The sequence below is a fragment of the Sphingobium sp. BS19 genome (assembly GCF_027925545.1).
Lineage (GTDB): Bacteria > Pseudomonadota > Alphaproteobacteria > Sphingomonadales > Sphingomonadaceae > Sphingobium.
In genome coordinates, this window is the sequence record NZ_BSEF01000026.1 from 1 (window position 1) to 16,974 (window position 16,974).

Sequence of the window (16,974 nt, forward strand, 5' to 3'; positions counted from 1 at the left end):
GGTCGCGAGGCAATCCGCTGGTCAGCGCAATCCGCACCGCCTCCTGCTTGAACTCTTCTGTATGCTTGATCATCTCGTCGGTCTCCTGTTGCGAGCTCTAATCGCTCAGGTGACCGGCGCAAATCCGTTACAAGTCCACTCTGTCTTCGAATACCGACATGGCACCAATGCGAGGGTGGTTACGACAGGGCTGTTGCGCGGAAGGCATTCCAACAGTTGCTCCCGGCATCTGTCCTCGAGCGGAGAGTGAAGGGAAGCCCACAAGGGTTCATGTTCGAGATATTCGAGCAACGTCGCGACGAGATCAGGGAGAGGCTGCTCGAGGGTTTCTTGGCAACCAATGGCATTATCGAACGGACCACAATAGAGCGCGCTTTACGACCGAGCCATCAAACCACTGGCGCGGAGATCATGAGATTGCTCATGTTCGTCGACACCGAAGCGTGGGTTGATCATTGGAGAGCGAGAGATGAAATACGAACCGGCCTCCCAGAATAGGCACGAGCGGCTAGACGCCGTCAGTTGTCGAGTCCCCACTCCTCTGCGCTCCCGACGCCTTTGAGCCAGTAATCAAACCACCGCAAATTGCGTTCATAGGCAGCCAGACGGTGGGAAGGTTGCCACTTTACATGATGCTCGCCGGGAAAAACGAAAAGTGAAACCGGTTGTCCCGCCTGCTTCATCGCGGTGTAGCTGGCAATAGCGGCGCGGAACTCGTCGTCCGACTGCTGCATCAGTAGCGGCATCGACATCCGCCTTGCATTGTGAATGAGCGATATGTGCGACCAGAATTCCTCATCATAGTCGACCAGGCGCGGCCAACCAATCTCGTGAAACGCCTTCGCAGCACCGGGGCCGATAAAGGCGTCCTGGAACGGTTCCCAGCAGCAACCGCTTACCGACGCGGCCTTGAACGTCTTGCTGTTGACCGCTGCAAACTGGACCGTCGACGATCCGTCGCTAAGGCCTGTAATCCCGACCCTGTCAGGGTCGACGATACCCCGGTTCACCAAAAGCCGTACTGCGAATTCTATCGACGACAGCACGCTGCGCCGGTCCTTGAATCCGGAAATCAGCTCGCGCTCATACTCCGCCGTCGTCATTGATAACGGCACAAGGTTGCGCCCGTCAGGCCGCTGTATGCTGAGCACCGCGTAGCCTCTGTTGGCAAATGCCTGAATTGGAAATTCATCACCGACGCCGCCCCGCAGAAACCCACGGGACGTGTATTGAACGACGATCAGTGGGTAGGCGCGGCCGCGTTCATAGCCTGTGGGATATACCAGGTCGCCAAAGGTCTCGATGCCGAAATCGTTACGCCATCTCAGACGTTCGACTCCACCAAGCGCGAGTCTGCTGAAGTCCGGGTTGGGATCATAGACGACCCTGACGACCCCGCCGGCGGGATCGAGCAAAACGAGATGCCGCGGCGCGCGAGATTGCTCGCGGGCACACAGGAGATTATCTTCGATAGGCTGGCAACCCACGAGCAAGTCCGTGGTGACATATAGGCGTTTCGGCGGTGTTCGACCGGGCTGCCATTCATAGATAGCTGTCTCGTCACGGCCCCAACCTTCCCGGCGAATATAGCGCAAGCGACGGCCACTACCCACCCACCACATAAGCATCGCCCCGCTGCAGCGGGTATCGGCGCAAAGGGTAGCTTGTCGGCCTGGACCGCTTACAATAATTTCCGCTGGTTCTGTGCGCCCGGGCTTGGCCTCCGAACGCGCAGACGCTACGCGCCCCTGCGCGGGCGTAGCCTCCGGCGAATTGCTGACGGTGCCCTTGGCAAGAAGCGACGCTACATCATCTGCCGACGCACGATCTGCCGCTCCCGTTTCAAGATCGACGCTTCGAATCGAAATCGTGTCGGTCGGGAACGCGTCGGGCCCGCTGGTAAACAGCGGTATAAACCGCTCATCATACCGGTATCCCCTGAGGGACTCTTCGCGTCGAAGCCTTTCCTTGATCAGATCGGGGGCGCTGGTGGAGTAAACGACCCGCTTCCCGTCGGAAGACACGACAAAATCCTTTACGTCCCTCGCTTCTGAAGTCAGGCGCTCGCTGGCGCGGCCGTCCAGCGATCCGCGCCAAACCTGGACTATCCCATCCAATTTTTTCAGATAGTAGATCCGTCTTCCGTCATTGGACCAGACGATCGGGATCGCGGCCGCGTAGCCAGTGCTTACGGTGGCCCCTCCGATGCCCTGGACGATCTGCGGTATGAACTCTCCGCCTGGATCGATCGTCATTGGCTGGCTGCCGCCATCTACATCAACGACTAGAACGGCGACATCATATCGGTTCGAAGCCGGATCTGCTCTTCTGACCTGAAAGGCGATCTTCTTTCCCCCCGGCGCCACGCTGAACACACTCTGCCCAGGTTCAGGGTAAGCTGGGCCGATATCTGTGAGCCGAACGAGATCTTCTGCCGTGAGAGACTTCGGCTTATCCAACGAGGGTGCTGCTGTCGTCGCGCTCTGTCCTTCCGCCCTGATGGACGGCGGGCAAGCGCACAGAAGCGCTAGCGTAGCCGCGCGCCCCAAAACGAGGATGCGCATCAGAAGCTCTTGGCAACCGATAGACTTAGGAAGCGCCCGACGCTCGGGGAGTTATTTGAATCATAATTGTAGCCAACGGGGCTGATCGTGCGGATGTAAGGGGGCTTCTCGTTGAAAATATTGAGGGCAGAAGCGAGAAACGTCATATTCGCGAACGGACCACCCGTCTTTGCGGTCTCGAAACGTGCGACGAGATCAACCGTCTTGAAAGAGCCAACACGGTCGAATGGCTCAACGCGATTATCGAGCGAACCGCCGATATAGGACAGCACGCCAGACAGCGAGAAGCGATCCCGCTGCCACTCAAGCGTCGACGACGCTCGCCAGTGAGGCTGCCTGAAGAGAATCCCCGCGAGTTGGACGGTGGGCTGATCGGCCGTAAGCTGCTGCCTGCTTTTCAGGTAGCTTGCGGCACCCGTTAAATGAAAATGATCGCTCTCGCTCAGGTCGAAGGCGTAATCGATTGCGATATCGACACCCTCGATTTTTTGACGGGCGGCGTTCTGGAGATAATTGGTGACGATGGCGCCCACGTTCGTTGTTCTCGGGTCGCCCCCTCCCTGGTCAAAGACGGCAGACAGGCCCGACAAAGCCGCCAAGACTTGATCGCGCGTGGGATTCAAAGTGACATAAGCGCTGTAGATCGGAGAGAAAGCCAGGGAGTTAAGAGGGATGGGCGAGACAGCGCGATCCCTGTATTTGATCCGGAAGTAGCTCACATCGACCGTCAGCCCTTCGACGAAGCTCGGGGTCAATGTCGTTGTGGCGGTCCAGTTCGACGCCCGCTCAGGTTTCAGCTCTGAATTTCCACCGATGAGATAGAGCACGGCCCCGGGCACAGGGCTTGGCGGCAAGAAGAAAGTTGCGCCAACCTGAGAAGCGCCCTGCCTGGGCTGTCCGGACTGATAGAGGGTGGGTGCTTTGAATGACTTTCCCCAACTGAACTTGAACGCGATGTCTTGGGCGGGGGAGTATACAAGCCCCAGCTTTGGGGTCGCGACGTCGCCGATTTTTCCGACATCTTCATAGCGAATGGCGGCATTCAGGCTCAGGCGATCTACAAACGATATGTCATTGGAAGACGAAATGATCGGCAGCGAGACCTCACCGAAGCCATAATATACTGGTCGGCTCCTCTTGAAGGCGAGCGCTGGATCGGTCCTGCCGCCTTCGATAGTCACGACATCGATAATGAACTTTGTGTCCCGGACGCCTCCGCCGACCGCAAGGCGAGCGTCCCCGCCGGGGAGTTGAAACAATGGTCCTTCTGCCCCTATCTCAAGGGAGCGAATGCGATTTGTGTAGATCCCCTTCTGGGTCAGTAAAAGTGTTCCATCGAAGGAGACGTCCGCGTTCTGATTGACGCGGCTTTCGCCAATGACTGCTCCCAGCCGTAATTCCCACGACGTGCCGACTGCGACCTTGAGCGTTGGAGCGATAGTCCAAGACTGTGTGTCCACGTCGATGTCGGAACCCGAGGCACGACAGCCGTCCGTGGCGGTGTAGTTTACGCACAAAGCGCTGTCGCGCTTGCTATACTGGCCATCCAGTTCGAGGCTGACGCCGTCGGAAATACGCTGATGACCCGCGACCGCGAGGCTGTATTGCGTCATACCCGCCTGCAGCGTTTCGGAGGGATGGTTCGACTGGGTGTAAGAACGATCTCCGGCGCGAATGGGCGTGGCGTGACGATAGTTGAGGGCAGCCATGAAGCCACCTGTCTCCCATCGTCTCCCCGTTACGACGTCGTACTGCCGCTCAAAGTCGCCGCCGTCGGTAGCGCCTCCCGCCCGCGCCGATATCGTCGCCCCGTCATAGTCGCGACGCAGAATGACGTTCGCGACGCCGCCAACGGCGTCTGATCCGTAGAGGGCCGACGATCCATCGGTCACCACTTCGACCCGCTCGACCGCGGCAAGCGGTATCGCCGAAATATCGACACCTTGGCTGATAGCGTCATATGCCACGCGGTGGCCGTTAAAGAGAGTCAGCGTGGCGTCGGGACCCAGACCCCTCAAATTCAGCGCTGACGAGGAGGTCACATTCTCGGAGCCGCCTTGTCCCCCGGCGGCCACCCCCGGATTTTGACCCCCTGAATAGTTCTGGACGAGGCTGCGGGCGAAGCTCCCTAGATCGCTTATGCCGCGCTTCTCGATTGCGCTCTTGGTGACGACGACGATCGGCGAGGTCCCCTCGCTACCACGAATGTGGCTTCCCGTAACGACGATCTCCCCATCGTCCGCCGAGCGACTGGCTACGGGGCTCGGCGGCCCCGATCGCCCCCGGATGATGACGACATCCTTCCGGTACTGGGCTGTCAAGCCGGTTCCTATGAGAAGGACCCGGACGGCCTCATCCGCACTGTAGATGCCGCGCAGGCGGGGCGCGCTCCGTCCGAGCACGGCCTGCGAATTGAAGATGATCTCCTTCCCCGAAAGGCGGCTCACGGCCTTGAGCGCCTCGCCCAGATCACTGGCCTCGATATTATACTCGATCCGAGGCGTTTCCTGGGCGAGAACGGCCACGCCCGACCCCAAAAAGCCGATCGCCGCCGCCGCGAGAAGCGCACACCGAAACCGAGACCGCCTTGCACCCATTACTGCCCCCTTTCAGGATTCCCGACAATTTGGCGAGATTTTCAGGGAGCATCGCAACAAAACTGAAATCTACGGGGAAGGGCGGGGGAAAAAATTTCGGCTAGCGCTGCCGGAGCGTGATCTCGTTCGGCTTCGTCTTCTCGACCTCAAGGTCGAACAGCGTCGCAAGCCGGTCCGCGACCTGGTCGGCATCGTCCACGCGGAAACGGCCACTGACCCGCAATGCCCCGATGCTCGGATCGGCAAGCCGGATCGACGTCGAGGAATCCCTATTGGCTTCGGCGATCACGGCCGACAGCGGCGTCCGCTCATATTCCCGCACCAGCGGCAACTCAGGGTTCGGCGCGATCTGCTGAAGCTCAGCCTTCCCCGTGGTTTTGGGCAACACAGCCGTAGTGGCCACCGCGAAACTCAACACCTCTCCCGGCTCGAGCCGCGCAACGGCCACAGGACCGGTCGAGCCCTTGACCCCGACCGGCCGCTCCACGTCGACGGCACCTTGCAAAAGCCGAACCGTGACCCGGTGATCCTTGCCGAGAATGACGTCGAACACCGTCCCCCGGGCAGTCACGATTCCCCCGCCGGCCAGAACCACGAACGGCCTGCCATCATGTGCGACATCGAAACGCGCCCGGCCCCGTTCGAGACGGACCTCGCGTCGGGCCGGCCCGAAACTGGCGACAACCTCGCTGCCGGCCTCCAGTTCGATCACCGAGCCATCGACCAACCTCACGGATTTGCGCGAACCCGAAGCCGCGGCATAGCGCTCATTCACGATCGCGCCGTTGACCGGACTCGCCGACTGCACCGCAGCGTCTTTTCCGCCACTAAGCGGAAAGCCCGTAAACCAGCCGCCGACCCCAACCACTATCAACAGGCTCGCGGCAAGGGCCACCCACTTCCATCGGTACCCGGTATTCTCGTTATCGTTGGCTTCGCCCTGCGCGGCGTCCTCCTCCGCCGCCAGGAAACGACCCATCGCGAAAATTTCGCCCGCATAATTATACGCCCCGCGATGCGACGCGCCGAGCGCCAGCCAATGTTCGAACTCAGCCCGATACGACTCAGCGTCCGGCCCCCTCATGCGCGCAAACCACAACGACGCCTCGCGCATCAGCTGACCCTTGGGCTGCAGCTCTTCGGGCATTTCGTCCTCACCCATGGGCACCGCCGATGCTCTTGCCAATGCGAACGATGGCCTCCGCCACATGCCATTCCACGGTCCGGATACTGATGTCGAGTTGCTCAGCTATCTGCTTATATCCAAGATCTTCTGCGCGATGTAACAAGTATACCTCTTTCGTCCTTGGCGGTAGCGCGTCAATCGCAATCCGATACCGTTCCCGCATGTCGTTTATTTCCGCCTCGGTGTCCGGCCCACGCACCTCTCCGCTGAGCGAATAGTCCTCTGACCCGACCGTTTTGCTCCTTGCCCAGGCCCGTACGCGATCCGCAAGCAGATGGCGGACGATCCCGTGCAGATAGGCGCCAGGATTGCTCCACGCGGCCGGCGATCGCGACGCGACCAGCCTCGTAAAGGCCTCCTGCACCATGTCGCACCTGTCATCCTCGAGCCAGATACGCCGCCTGAGATAGGCAAGCAGCCTGGGCGCCTCCTTCCGGTAGACGGCTTCAAACTCTCGATCGTCATATGCCGCGGCCGCACGGGCGCAGCTCCCTTCGTCCTCCCGGGGCCGATACATGGCTCAGGTACACGATCGTACGTCGAAGGACCCCGTGGGCCACGGATGAAACAGCAAAGAAGACAGCATGACAAGACCACCCGAGGGTGGCGGGCAATAGAGTCCAATGCGTGCGCCCAACCGTCATGGATGGGCGCTTTGCCATGCCTGGAAGGTTTATCCTGCAGGCGGTCCCCAGCCGCTTCCCGCACTGCCCGCAAATTGTGCAACTTTTTTCAGACGCGTGCAAGGTACGATCCGACGCGCAATTATCTGTCAGGAGCGGGCGTCGACCCTTCACTTCCGCTGCAGTCGCGCGCCGGGAATCTGGCGACGAGCTGAACCATCTGATCGAAGAAGCGATCAAGCAACTCACACGCCTCGGGGCTCAGCTGCACGATGATCCTCCGGCCATCGGACGGGTCCCGCTGCAGATCGACCAATCCGCGCCTGGCCATGCGGTGGACGATGCGCTGCGAGTTCCGCTCCGACGCACTCGACGCCGCCGTCAAAGACGTCAGCGAGCGCGGCCTGCCACCTCGGTTCATGTAGAGGTCGAGCAGCATCTCAAACGCTGGTATGCCGAAAAGATCGCGGCCGAACTCATTGGCTCGCAATCGCTGAACATGCTCGGTGAACCCGACCATGAGGCACCGATCGACCGTCGTCGTGATCGTCGGGCCCTCCATCATTTCCCGGACTCTAGCTTCATATTACCGCGCTGACCCGATATGACGGGCTCGATTATCCTGCGAGTGGGCATGGAGCGCTCCTTTCTCATGCAAGGACAATCTCAGTTTACAGCGCGCAATATTGTAAGTTCTTGTCTGCAAATGCCGTTCAGAATGCTTAATGCCAGTTTGGATCTTATTAGCACCACAAATACATCAGCAAGGTGCCTTTATTTTCCCGCACACCGCTAAGACCCTGAGACGAACCGATCTTGCCCATCTTGGTACCACAAGTTCGTCGGCAAACGCGCTCGTTCCTCCTTTTTTCTTGGCTAGACTGCAGATTAGCACCGCGACTACGCAATGGCGTGCGCGTGCTTCAGCAGGCTAGGCCCATCCGATCGCCCTCTCAGATCGCCACCGATCCGGCTTCATCCGAAACGGACCGAGCGCCCGGACTTGCGCGCGAGACCCCCACTTCGCCGCAAAGCCGCCGGAGAAGGCGGTCGCGCTACCCGGAGCCGAAACGCCTCAAGGCCGCTCTTACGAAACGAGACCTGCCCCGGAGTGGAAGGGGAGAAGGGCAGGTGGGCCGCTATGTGACCGCCCAGGTCGCGCTGTTGCCCATCCCCGCCCGACATTGCCCGTCCATCGCGCTTCGGTCTGCCCACGCAGCGAGCGTCAGACTGGATACGTCGCACCAACCATCCGGAATTACCTATGGCTCGCCTCACCACCAACCAAAACCCCGAACTGGAGGCCATCGGCTCGGATATCGTCAAACGCCTCGGCGGCGTCTGGAAGCCTGGCGGCGCCATGTGCCTGTGCCCGGCCCATGCCGATCGAAGCCCGAGTCTCTCCGTCAGGGTCGGCGACCATGCCTTGCTCTTCAAATGCTTCGGCGGGTGCGACACCCGCGAGGCCGGAACGGACGACCTCGCGACCGAGCTCAAGGCTAGCCGAACGCATCGCCAGCCGTGCTCAATCCGCAGCGTCCATTCTGGATCGATGGATTGTCTCGCTGCTCGAACGAAGTCCCGCTCAAAACGATGACCGGGAAGGAGGGCGCTCCGCTGCGCGCGCGCCGCAATCGGCGCCTGAACCTGCCCAGGCTCCGACCCAAGATCACGGGGGCGGCCATGATCGCTAGCGCCAGACATCCCCGCCGGCTTCTGACGCTGCTCGTCCTGTTTGTAGCGCCAGCGGGGGCGAACGCGCGGCCTGTGGTGCCGGCTACTCACGAGGCTCGCATAGGTGACTGCATTCGGCAGGCATCAGGCGGCCGTGCTTGGCTTGAAAAAACCTTATGGGGTCTGCGCGACCAAGAGGCAGGCTGGATGGGTGCCGAGATCGCCAACACCAACGGCACGCATGATCTCGGCCCACTTCAGGTCAACAGCTTCTGGGTGCCGAAGCTCGCTAATGCTGTGGGTCGCCCGCCCGCCGAGGTGCGCGCTTGGCTGATTCACGATCCATGTTTCAACGTGCAAGCGGCGAGATGGATCTTCCTCAACGGCCTGACCGTAACACGCGACTATTGGAAAGCGGTCGGCGTCTATCATAGTCCAACGGCTTGGCGACAACGAAGATATGCCGCCGCCGTATCGCGCCATCTGGCGAATCGCTTCGGTAGCCGCGTCTTTGGCGCTGACCGCTCGTCGGTGAAGCAATGAGGCGAACCAGGCTCGATTCCACTACCTACGGCGAGGTGAAACCTGTCTCCGATGAGGTAGGCGAGACGGTGCGCGTGCCTTTCGTGGATGAACCGTCCGGCAGAGAGGACCGTTGGACGATCAGGAGAGGCGCGCTGTCGCGGCAGTTAGTTCTCGATGCTCAGGCGCTCTTCGAGCAGAGAATGCAACGGCAAGTCTCCGAAAACGAGGCCAGAAACATGCTAGGCAATCTCGCCGATTATGTCTGGATGCTCGTCCAATGGGAGGTGTCCGCCGTTGATCCGACCGCAGCGATCCACGAAAAGAATCCTCCGGGCAAACCCCGTGGACGGCCTCGGAAATCCGATTATGAAAAGCGAAGACAGTCACGTCGATCGCCACCCACTTAGTTATGTCCTTCGCCGTTTAGTGGAGGGAAGGGGGGATGGGGAGGCGTTTGGTAGGATCGAGAAAATGGCACGCCCACGTAAACCCAAAGCGCAGCAAACGGGTCGGGGACGCCCCGCCGGAGCCGAGAAGGCTGTCCTCTATGCTCGCGTATCTACCGCTGAGCAGGAAAAGGAAGGCTTCTCGATCGACGCCCAGGTGGCTCTAGTGCGTGAATACGCCGAGCGCTTGGGTCTCCTCATCGTCGAGCAATACGTCGACGTTGAAACCGCTAAAAAAACTGGTCGGACTCAGTTTGAGGCGATGCTCAAATATCTTCGCGGGCATCCAGGCGTCCGACACCTGCTGGTGGAAAAGACGGACAGGCTCTATCGCAACATCAAAGACTGGGTAACGCTTGATGGGTTCGACATCGAGCTCCATCTTGTCAAGGAAGGAACGGTCCTCTCTCGGGATTCGCGCTCATCGGAAAAGTTCATGCATGGGATCAAGGTTCTCATGGCCAAGAACTATGTGGACAATTTGTCCGAAGAGGCCCGCAAGGGCATGCTGGAGAAGGCGAAGCAGGGCATCTGGCCCTCTCAGGCGCCTTTGGGTTATCTCAACGTCGTCGGGCCTCTTGGGAAGAAAATTATCGTTCCTGACCCCGACCTCGCACCCATCGTTACCCGCGTCTTCGAATGGTTCGAGACTGGCGACTATGCTCTGAAGGACGTTACACAAAAAGCGAGAGCTGCCGGCCTCCGCTATCGTCGCAGCCAACGACCGGTCGGAATCAGCACGATTCACTACATGCTTCGGAACCGGCTCTACGCAGGTGCCTTTGAGTGGGCAGGACGCCTTTTTCAGGGGACCCATGAGCCGATCATAACCCGTGAGACATGGGAGAACGTCCAAGAGGTTCTGGACGGTCGTAGCGCGAGCAATGTTCGTGCCGAGCCATTACGATTTGCCTTCACGGGCCTCATCACGTGCGGACACTGTGGGTGTGCGGTCGTGGCTCAGATGCAGCGTGGCCGCTACGTTTATTACCACTGCTCCGGATTCAAGCAGAAATGCCCGGAGAAGTACGTCCGAGAGGAAGCCTTAGCAAAGGCATTTTCGGAGCAACTCGCCCGTTTGCACATGGATGACGAGGTCTTCTCGCTCATCGAGCGGGCGATTCGCGAATCTCACTCAGATAAGAGCAGGGAGCGGGTCGAGGCGATTGCCCGGCTGCGAGCAGACGCCGATCGGCTACAGCACCGCCTGGACACTCTTTATGTCGATCATCTTGACGGTCGGATATCGAGCGACATGCATGATCGAATGGCAGCGACGTGGCGCGAAGAGCGGGCGGCCTGTCTACGGCGACTAGATGCCCTCCACAATGCCGAAGACGCTTTCGTCGACGATGGCATCGCGCTGCTGAATCTCGCTCGGAAGGCTCACTCAACCTTCAACCTACAGTCACAAAGCGGCAAAAACATCGCTTTGAATCTGTTGGTTTTGAACAGCACGTGGGCAAACGGCCAGCTGACGGTCACCTTCCGCGAACCGTTTGATATGCTTGAGAGAATTGTGTCTGGAACACCGCCCGCCGAGCCCCCGACGGGGTCGGGAGGCTCTGGAGTTTCAAGTTGGCTCCCTGAGTAGGATTCGAACCTACGACCAAGTGATTAACAGTCACCTACTCTACCGCTGAGCTATCAGGGAGCAGCCCGGCTCTCACCGGGCAGGCCACGCCTATAGCAGCGGCTTTTTGCGTCTGGCAAGGGCGTTATGCGATAAATTGTTCGGCAGCGATGCGATCGTCCAGCGTGTGTTCCGGATCGAACAGCAATGTAAGGGGTGTCGTCCGGTCGATCTTGACCTCGACGCGCGCAACATCGCGCACTTCACGCTGATCGGCCACGGCACTGACCGGGCGTTTGACCGGATCCAGCACCTTGAAGCTTACGGATGTGTTTTCAGGCAGGATCGCGCCACGCCACCGGCGCGGGCGAAACGGGCTGATGGGTGTCAGCGCCACCAGGGCGGACCCCAAAGGCAGGATCGGTCCGTGGGCCGACAAGTTATAGGCCGTGGAACCTGCCGGCGTGGCCACCAATACGCCATCGCAAACCAGCTCGGGAAGCACGACTCGACCGTTGACTTCCACCTCCAGCTTCGCGGTCTGGCGGGTTTCGCGCAGCAGGGATACTTCGTTGATCGCGGGAATCGAAAATTGCTCGCCGTCGATGGTATCGACCGTCATTCGCAGCGGATTTACCTTGAACGCCTTTGCGGTATTCAGTCGGTGATCGAGCCGCTCGAGCCGCCACTCATTCATCAAAAAGCCAACAGTGCCCAGGTTCATGCCGAAGACCGGCAGTATGCGTCTGGCTTCCAGCATCGCATGCAGGGTTTGCAGCATGAAGCCGTCGCCACCCAAAGCCACGACCATGTCGGCCTGATCCAGCGGCACGAAATCATAGCTCGAACGCAGGCGATCTTCGGCAACGCGCGCGCCTTCCGTAGGCGAGGCAAGCAATGCACGTCGAGGTTCGTTCGCATTTGACATGTTTAACCGCCTGTGACGCTCATATGCCTTGCGGTCGAAGCCGAGCTATCGGTCCCGATACGAAAATCATGGGCAAGCGGCTTGGAGGCCAGGGCGCGATCCAGCAATCCGTCAATGGCGTCAACGCCGCCTTCACGAAACGCGGCTTTCAGATCGATATGATCTTCATGCCCCAGGCACATGTAAATTCTGCCTTGGCAGGTCAGCCGCATCCGGTTGCATCCTGCACAGAAATTCTCGGTCAGCGGGGTGATCAGGCCCAATCGGACCTGCATCCCTTCAATGGAAAAATAGCGTGCAGGCCCGCCCGTGCGATAGGGAATAGGACTTACGTCATATTCCGCACGAATTTTCTGGAGAGCGTAGGATAGCGGCAGAAAACGGTCGACCCTGTCTTCGTCTATCTCGCCCAGCGGCATGGTTTCAATCAGCGTCAGATCGTGCCCGTGCGCGTTGCACCATTCCAGCATCGGCAAAAATGAGTCGTCGTTCAGGTCTTTAAGAGCGACCATATTGATCTTGACTGCCAGTCCGGCGTCGCGTGCCGCCGACAGACCAGCAAAAACCTTTGTAATATCGCCGCCGCGGGTGATGAAAGAAAAGGTCTCGGGGTCGATCGTGTCGAGGCTGACATTTATGCGCCGCACGCCCGATTCATATAACGCCTCTGCATGCTCGGCCAGATGCGTCCCGTTGGTTGTGAGCGTAAGCTCATCCAGCCCGTGGCCGATATGTCGACCGATCCGCCGAGCAAGATCGCCAAAATCGCGCCGCACCAACGGTTCTCCGCCGCTCAGACGAATTTTGCGAACCCCGCGCGCGATGAAGCGATCCGCGATTATCCCGATTTCGTCCAGCGTAAGAATGGCATTGCGGGGCAGGAAGGTCATCTTTTCCGCCATGCAATATCGGCAACGCAGGTCGCAGCGATCCGTGACGGAAATACGCAAGTAATCGATCCGACGGCCAAAGCCATCGGTCATCGAAGGCGCGCCTGTCTTTTCGAGTGCCTGCATCTGCTTTAGTTAGGGTATGGGAGTGTCCGGCGCAAGCGCGGGCAATTGGATGCACCATTGGTAAGACGGTGCTAACCGCTCTCCTCTATGCGAAGCTGGAAGCAAGAATATTGGGGGCGTGCTTGGAACTTAGGGCAGCAGAAAGGCACGAACGCCGACGGAAGGTCGAAGGCGAAGATGCGCGCATGTTGTTCATTCTGTCCGACAGCGACAGGGATAGGCTTGCCACGCTCGCGACCGACGCGGGATGGAAGGCGGCTTCGTCAAGGCGCAGCGAAGGCGCGGAGCGTCGATATCTTGCGAGCGACGCCGCCATTGCCCTTGTCGACGTGCGCGGCGGGAACAGCGGACTGATAGAACTGCTGGCGGGTCCGGTGGAGGCCAGCGGCGGCGCTCTGATCGCTCTTGTCGATGTCGCGGAGATTGATTCCGTCGCTTCACTCATCGGGTTAGGTGCCACGCATTATCTCTGCGCCCCATTCGATCTGGCAGCCGTGAGCGCCACGTTGGAAGCGGCCCACGCCTTGACGATGCGCCTCAATGGCAGCAGCGCACCCTCTCCATCGACGACAGCGGCAGGATCGCCGGTTCAGCGCCGCACCAGGGACGAGCGGGATTATTTGACAGGTTTAGCCAATCGGCAGGCGGCCGTTACATGGATCGAAAGGCAACTGAGCGGCGCAAATGGCGCGCCTTACGTGCTGCTGCTGTCCATCGGTCCGTTCGATCGGGTCAATGCGGCCTATGGTCAGACGGCAGGCGACGCACTGCTCGGCCGGATCGCGCGCCGCATCGAGCGCGCCGTCGAGGGATATGGCGCCGCCGATACGCTGATAGCGCGCATCGCTGGCACCGAATATATGGTGGGGTTCGTCGCGGACAAAAGCGGTGCGGATGTCCCCCTTTCCCTCGCGCGCAGCCTGATCGCGGCTATTGGACAGCCGTTCAGTTCGGGCGATCATCTAATACGTTTGACGGGCCGGTGCGGAATTGCCGAAGGCCTTGTCGGCGACGATGCGACCCGGCTGTTGCGCCGAGCCGGAACCGCACTCGCCGCTGCCAAGCAATCGGACGGGGAGGGGATACATATCCTCACCGCGCAGGAGCGAGTCGCCGAAGCCGATCCCGATCGCCTGGAAAGCGACCTGCGGCTGGCGCTGGACCGCGGTGAGATAGAGATAGTATTCCAGCCGCAATATAGCTGTCGCACTAATGCGTTGACGGGGGTCGAGGCGCTGGCACGGTGGAATCATCCGCATTATGGAGCTTTGGGAGCCGCGGCGTTGTTTGCCGCGGCGGAGCGATCCGATTTTCTCCTTCCCTTGTCGGCACATATTCAGGCCGAGGCGCTTAAACAGGCGGCGGCGTGGAGCGATGATCTGGGGCATCTTCGCTTGTCGATCAATGTGACTGCGTCCGACATTTCCCAGCCGGACTTTCTCGCGCAATTCTCCTCGATTGTGGATTCCAGCGCATTCCCCCGTGAACGCCTGACCGTCGAGATTACCGAAAGCGGCTTGATCGAGGACGTCATGAAAGCAGCCGCGCTGCTGGATCGTTTGCGTGCGATGGGCTTTGCTGTGGCGATCGACGATTTCGGCACGGGCTATTCCAGCCTCGCCTATCTCAAGGCGCTGACGCTCGACTATCTGAAGATCGACAGCGGTCTGGCGCAGGACATTGCTGGGTCGGAGAAGGATCGGATCATCGTGCGCGGTGTCATCCATATGGCGAAATCACTGGGCATGAAGGTCATTGCCGAGGGCGTAGAAACCGACGAGCAGCGCAGCCTCCTGACCGCCGAAGGGTGCGACTATTATCAGGGGTTTCTGCGGTCCCGTGCGGTGTCGAGTGAAGACCTGTTGGCGCTTGTTACCGGATAAGGCAGACGCACCGATCCGTCCATTTATGCGCGATGCGAAGGTGGCAACCCACTGGCAAGACTCGTTTGGGATCGCTATGTGACCTGAATGAACGAAATTACACCTGTCGGCTCCGCCGCGCTTCGTACCCGCAAACCTGACTGGATCCGCGTCAAGGCGCCGATCAGTCCCGGTTATATCGAGACGAAACGCCTCATGCGGGAAAAGGGGCTGGCGACGGTGTGCGAAGAGGCCGCATGCCCGAATATCGGCGAATGCTGGAGCAAGAAGCACGCGACCGTGATGATCCTGGGCGATGTGTGCACTCGTGCCTGCGCCTTCTGCAATGTAAAGACCGGCATGCCCCGCAAGGTCGATCCGCTGGAGCCTATGCACCTTGCAGAAGCCGCCGCCGAAATGGGGCTGGAGCATATCGTTATCACGTCGGTGGACCGCGACGATCTGCCCGATGGCGGCGCGTCGCAGTTCGTGAAGGTTATTCAGGAATTGCGCCGGACGACACCCAATACCACCATCGAAATTCTGACGCCGGACTTCCGGAACAAGCACGAGGCGGCTGTCGAATCTATCGTCGCGGCGCGACCGGACGTGTACAATCATAACCTGGAGACGGTTCCGCGGCTCTACCCCACCATCCGTCCCGGCGCGCGCTATTACGCGTCCTTGCGCCTGCTCGAAACGGTGAAGAAACACGACCCGTCGATTTTCACCAAATCTGGCATCATGCTGGGGCTGGGTGAGCAGCGGCTCGAAGTGCATCAGGTCATGGATGACATGCGGTCTGCGGACATCGATTTCCTGACGATGGGGCAGTATCTTCAGCCTACGCCCAAACACGCCAAGGTCATCGAGTTCGTGCCGCCTGCGGGCTTCAACGCTTACGCCGCCATCGCGCGGGCGAAGGGGTTTCTTCAGGTGGCATCTAGCCCATTGACTCGATCCAGCTATCACGCGGGCAAGGATTTTGCCGAAATGCGCGCCGCCCGCGAAGCGCAACTTGCCAAGCGGAACGGCCATGCCACGGCATGAGGAAACGCGGCATCTGCCGTACACACCCGAACAAATGTTCGACCTTGTCGCCGATGTTCAGCGCTATGAAGAATTTCTGCCATGGGTCAGCGCCATACGTGTTCGCTCTAACAGCGAAACCGAAATGATCGCCGACATGGTCGTGGGCTTTAAGGGGCTACGCGAGACGTTCACGTCCAAGGTCGTGAAAAAGCATCCGCAAGAAGTCCGCGTCGATTATCTCGACGGACCGTTGAAGCATCTGCACAACCTCTGGCATTTCAGAAGCGACGGGCAGGGCGGGGTGCTTGTCGACTTCGAAGTCGAATTTGCGTTCAAAAACCGCATATTTGAGGCGCTGGCCGGGCAGGTATTCGATAGCGCGCTTCGAAAGATGATAGGCGCATTCGAAACGCGGGCCGCGGCGCTTTATGGTGCAGAAGATTCCGGCATCAACAGTTCGAGCGCGCATAACGCCGCCTGAAGGCGCACCCCGCCACGGCCATTATCTTCAAAATGCCGGATGTCGGCGACGGCGTGGTCTTCCGGCGCGCCCTTTTCCGCGCGGGCAAAGACGACGGTGCCTACCGGCTTCTGCTCCGATCCGCCACCCGGTCCCGCTACCCCGGTAATGGCAACGGCAATGTCGGAGTGAGATTTCGCGAGCGCGCCCTGTGCCATTGCCCAGGCAACGGCAATCGACACCGCGCCGAAGGTGTCGAGAACATCCTCCGAAACACTCAGCAACTCGCGCTTCATGTCGTTCGAATAGGTTATGAAGCCAACTTCGAATACGTCCGACGATCCGGGAATTTCGGTCAGCGCTGCCGAGACGAGGCCGCCTGTGCAACTTTCTGCGACGGAAATCGTGCGTCCGGCGCTCCGGTTGGCCGCGATGACGTCGCGCGCCAGGCTGATGAGTTCGGGGGGCAATATGGTGTCAGGCATAGG

Annotated in this window: 15 protein-coding genes and 1 tRNA gene; 7 read left to right on the forward strand and 9 right to left on the reverse strand. The window is 59.8% G+C overall.

What is annotated here, in order from left to right; translation table 11 throughout:
- The first annotated feature begins 150 nt into the window (after positions 1–150).
- The gene (locus tag QMG56_RS23545; protein ID WP_375713740.1) at positions 151–498 is read left to right on the forward strand and encodes an asparagine synthase-related protein; all 348 of its coding nucleotides are present in this window, start codon (positions 151–153) and stop codon (positions 496–498) included.
- Positions 499–518: 20 nt separating this feature from the next.
- Here QMG56_RS23545 and QMG56_RS20420 read toward each other — a convergent pair whose 3' ends face one another.
- From QMG56_RS20420 to QMG56_RS20435, 4 genes are all read right to left on the reverse strand, one after another.
- Positions 519–2,564: an Atxe2 family lasso peptide isopeptidase gene (locus tag QMG56_RS20420; protein WP_281824493.1), complete on the reverse strand. Its 2,046-nt coding sequence runs from the start codon at positions 2,562–2,564 to the stop codon at positions 519–521.
- Positions 2,564–5,089 carry a TonB-dependent receptor gene (locus tag QMG56_RS20425; protein WP_281824495.1) on the reverse strand — a complete coding sequence of 842 codons (2,526 nt, stop codon included), beginning with the start codon at positions 5,087–5,089 and terminating at the stop codon, positions 2,564–2,566. Before QMG56_RS20425 ends, QMG56_RS20420 begins: the two co-directional genes overlap by 1 nt.
- Positions 5,090–5,261: 172 nt before the next feature.
- Positions 5,262–6,323 (reverse strand): FecR family protein, encoded by a 1,062-nt coding sequence (locus QMG56_RS20430; protein WP_281824497.1) that lies wholly within the window; start codon positions 6,321–6,323, stop codon positions 5,262–5,264.
- Positions 6,316–6,864, reverse strand: coding sequence for an RNA polymerase sigma factor (locus QMG56_RS20435; protein ID WP_281824500.1), 549 nt, complete (start codon positions 6,862–6,864; stop codon positions 6,316–6,318). Before QMG56_RS20435 ends, QMG56_RS20430 begins: the two co-directional genes overlap by 8 nt.
- A 125-nt stretch (positions 6,865–6,989) precedes the next feature.
- On the opposite strand from QMG56_RS20435, the gene QMG56_RS20440 reads away from it, so the two are divergent.
- The gene (locus QMG56_RS20440) at positions 6,990–7,568 is read left to right on the forward strand and encodes a hypothetical protein (RefSeq protein WP_281824502.1); all 579 of its coding nucleotides are present in this window, start codon (positions 6,990–6,992) and stop codon (positions 7,566–7,568) included.
- Between the two features lie 660 nt (positions 7,569–8,228).
- Here QMG56_RS20440 and QMG56_RS23550 read toward each other — a convergent pair.
- Positions 8,229–8,483 carry a hypothetical protein gene (locus QMG56_RS23550; RefSeq protein ID WP_375713738.1) on the reverse strand — a complete coding sequence of 85 codons (255 nt, stop codon included), beginning with the start codon at positions 8,481–8,483 and terminating at the stop codon, positions 8,229–8,231.
- An 80-nt stretch (positions 8,484–8,563) separates the two neighbouring features.
- Here QMG56_RS23550 and QMG56_RS20450 point away from each other — a divergent pair, with 80 nt between their 5' ends.
- Together QMG56_RS20450 and QMG56_RS20455 are read left to right on the forward strand one after the other, a co-directional pair.
- Positions 8,564–9,187, forward strand: coding sequence for a lytic transglycosylase domain-containing protein (locus tag QMG56_RS20450; protein WP_309298593.1), 624 nt, complete (start codon positions 8,564–8,566; stop codon positions 9,185–9,187).
- 348 nt (positions 9,188–9,535) lie between these two features.
- Positions 9,536–11,209 carry a recombinase family protein gene (locus QMG56_RS20455; protein WP_281824504.1) on the forward strand — a complete coding sequence of 558 codons (1,674 nt, stop codon included), beginning with the start codon at positions 9,536–9,538 and terminating at the stop codon, positions 11,207–11,209.
- On the opposite strand, the gene QMG56_RS20460 is transcribed toward QMG56_RS20455, so the two are convergent.
- The 3 genes from QMG56_RS20460 to moaA form a co-directional block, all read right to left on the reverse strand.
- Positions 11,195–11,269: transfer RNA gene (locus QMG56_RS20460), tRNA-Asn, on the reverse strand. The two genes, QMG56_RS20455 and QMG56_RS20460, sit on opposite strands and share 15 nt — an antisense overlap.
- A gap of 64 nt (positions 11,270–11,333) precedes the next feature.
- Positions 11,334–12,116, reverse strand: coding sequence for an NAD kinase (locus QMG56_RS20465; protein ID WP_230189341.1), 783 nt, complete (start codon positions 12,114–12,116; stop codon positions 11,334–11,336).
- 2 nt (positions 12,117–12,118) lie between these two features.
- On the reverse strand, positions 12,119–13,132 hold the full coding sequence (moaA, locus tag QMG56_RS20470) for a GTP 3',8-cyclase MoaA (RefSeq protein ID WP_281824507.1): 1,014 nt from the start codon (positions 13,130–13,132) through the stop codon (positions 12,119–12,121).
- 185 nt (positions 13,133–13,317) lie between these two features.
- Here moaA and QMG56_RS20475 point away from each other — a divergent pair, with 185 nt between their 5' ends.
- From QMG56_RS20475 to QMG56_RS20485, 3 genes are all read left to right on the forward strand, one after another.
- Positions 13,318–15,015: a bifunctional diguanylate cyclase/phosphodiesterase gene (locus tag QMG56_RS20475; RefSeq protein ID WP_281824509.1), complete on the forward strand. Its 1,698-nt coding sequence runs from the start codon at positions 13,318–13,320 to the stop codon at positions 15,013–15,015.
- An 87-nt stretch (positions 15,016–15,102) separates the two neighbouring features.
- The gene (gene lipA / locus QMG56_RS20480) at positions 15,103–16,044 is read left to right on the forward strand and encodes a lipoyl synthase (RefSeq protein WP_230189344.1); all 942 of its coding nucleotides are present in this window, start codon (positions 15,103–15,105) and stop codon (positions 16,042–16,044) included.
- Positions 16,031–16,507 (forward strand): type II toxin-antitoxin system RatA family toxin, encoded by a 477-nt coding sequence (locus QMG56_RS20485; protein ID WP_230189345.1) that lies wholly within the window; start codon positions 16,031–16,033, stop codon positions 16,505–16,507. The genes lipA and QMG56_RS20485 overlap by 14 nt, the downstream gene beginning before the upstream one ends.
- Here the strand turns inward: QMG56_RS20485 and QMG56_RS20490 are convergent.
- Positions 16,453–16,971 (reverse strand): CinA family protein, encoded by a 519-nt coding sequence (locus tag QMG56_RS20490; RefSeq protein WP_230189346.1) that lies wholly within the window; start codon positions 16,969–16,971, stop codon positions 16,453–16,455. The two genes, QMG56_RS20485 and QMG56_RS20490, sit on opposite strands and share 55 nt — an antisense overlap.
- Between the last annotated feature and the right edge of the window lie 3 nt (positions 16,972–16,974).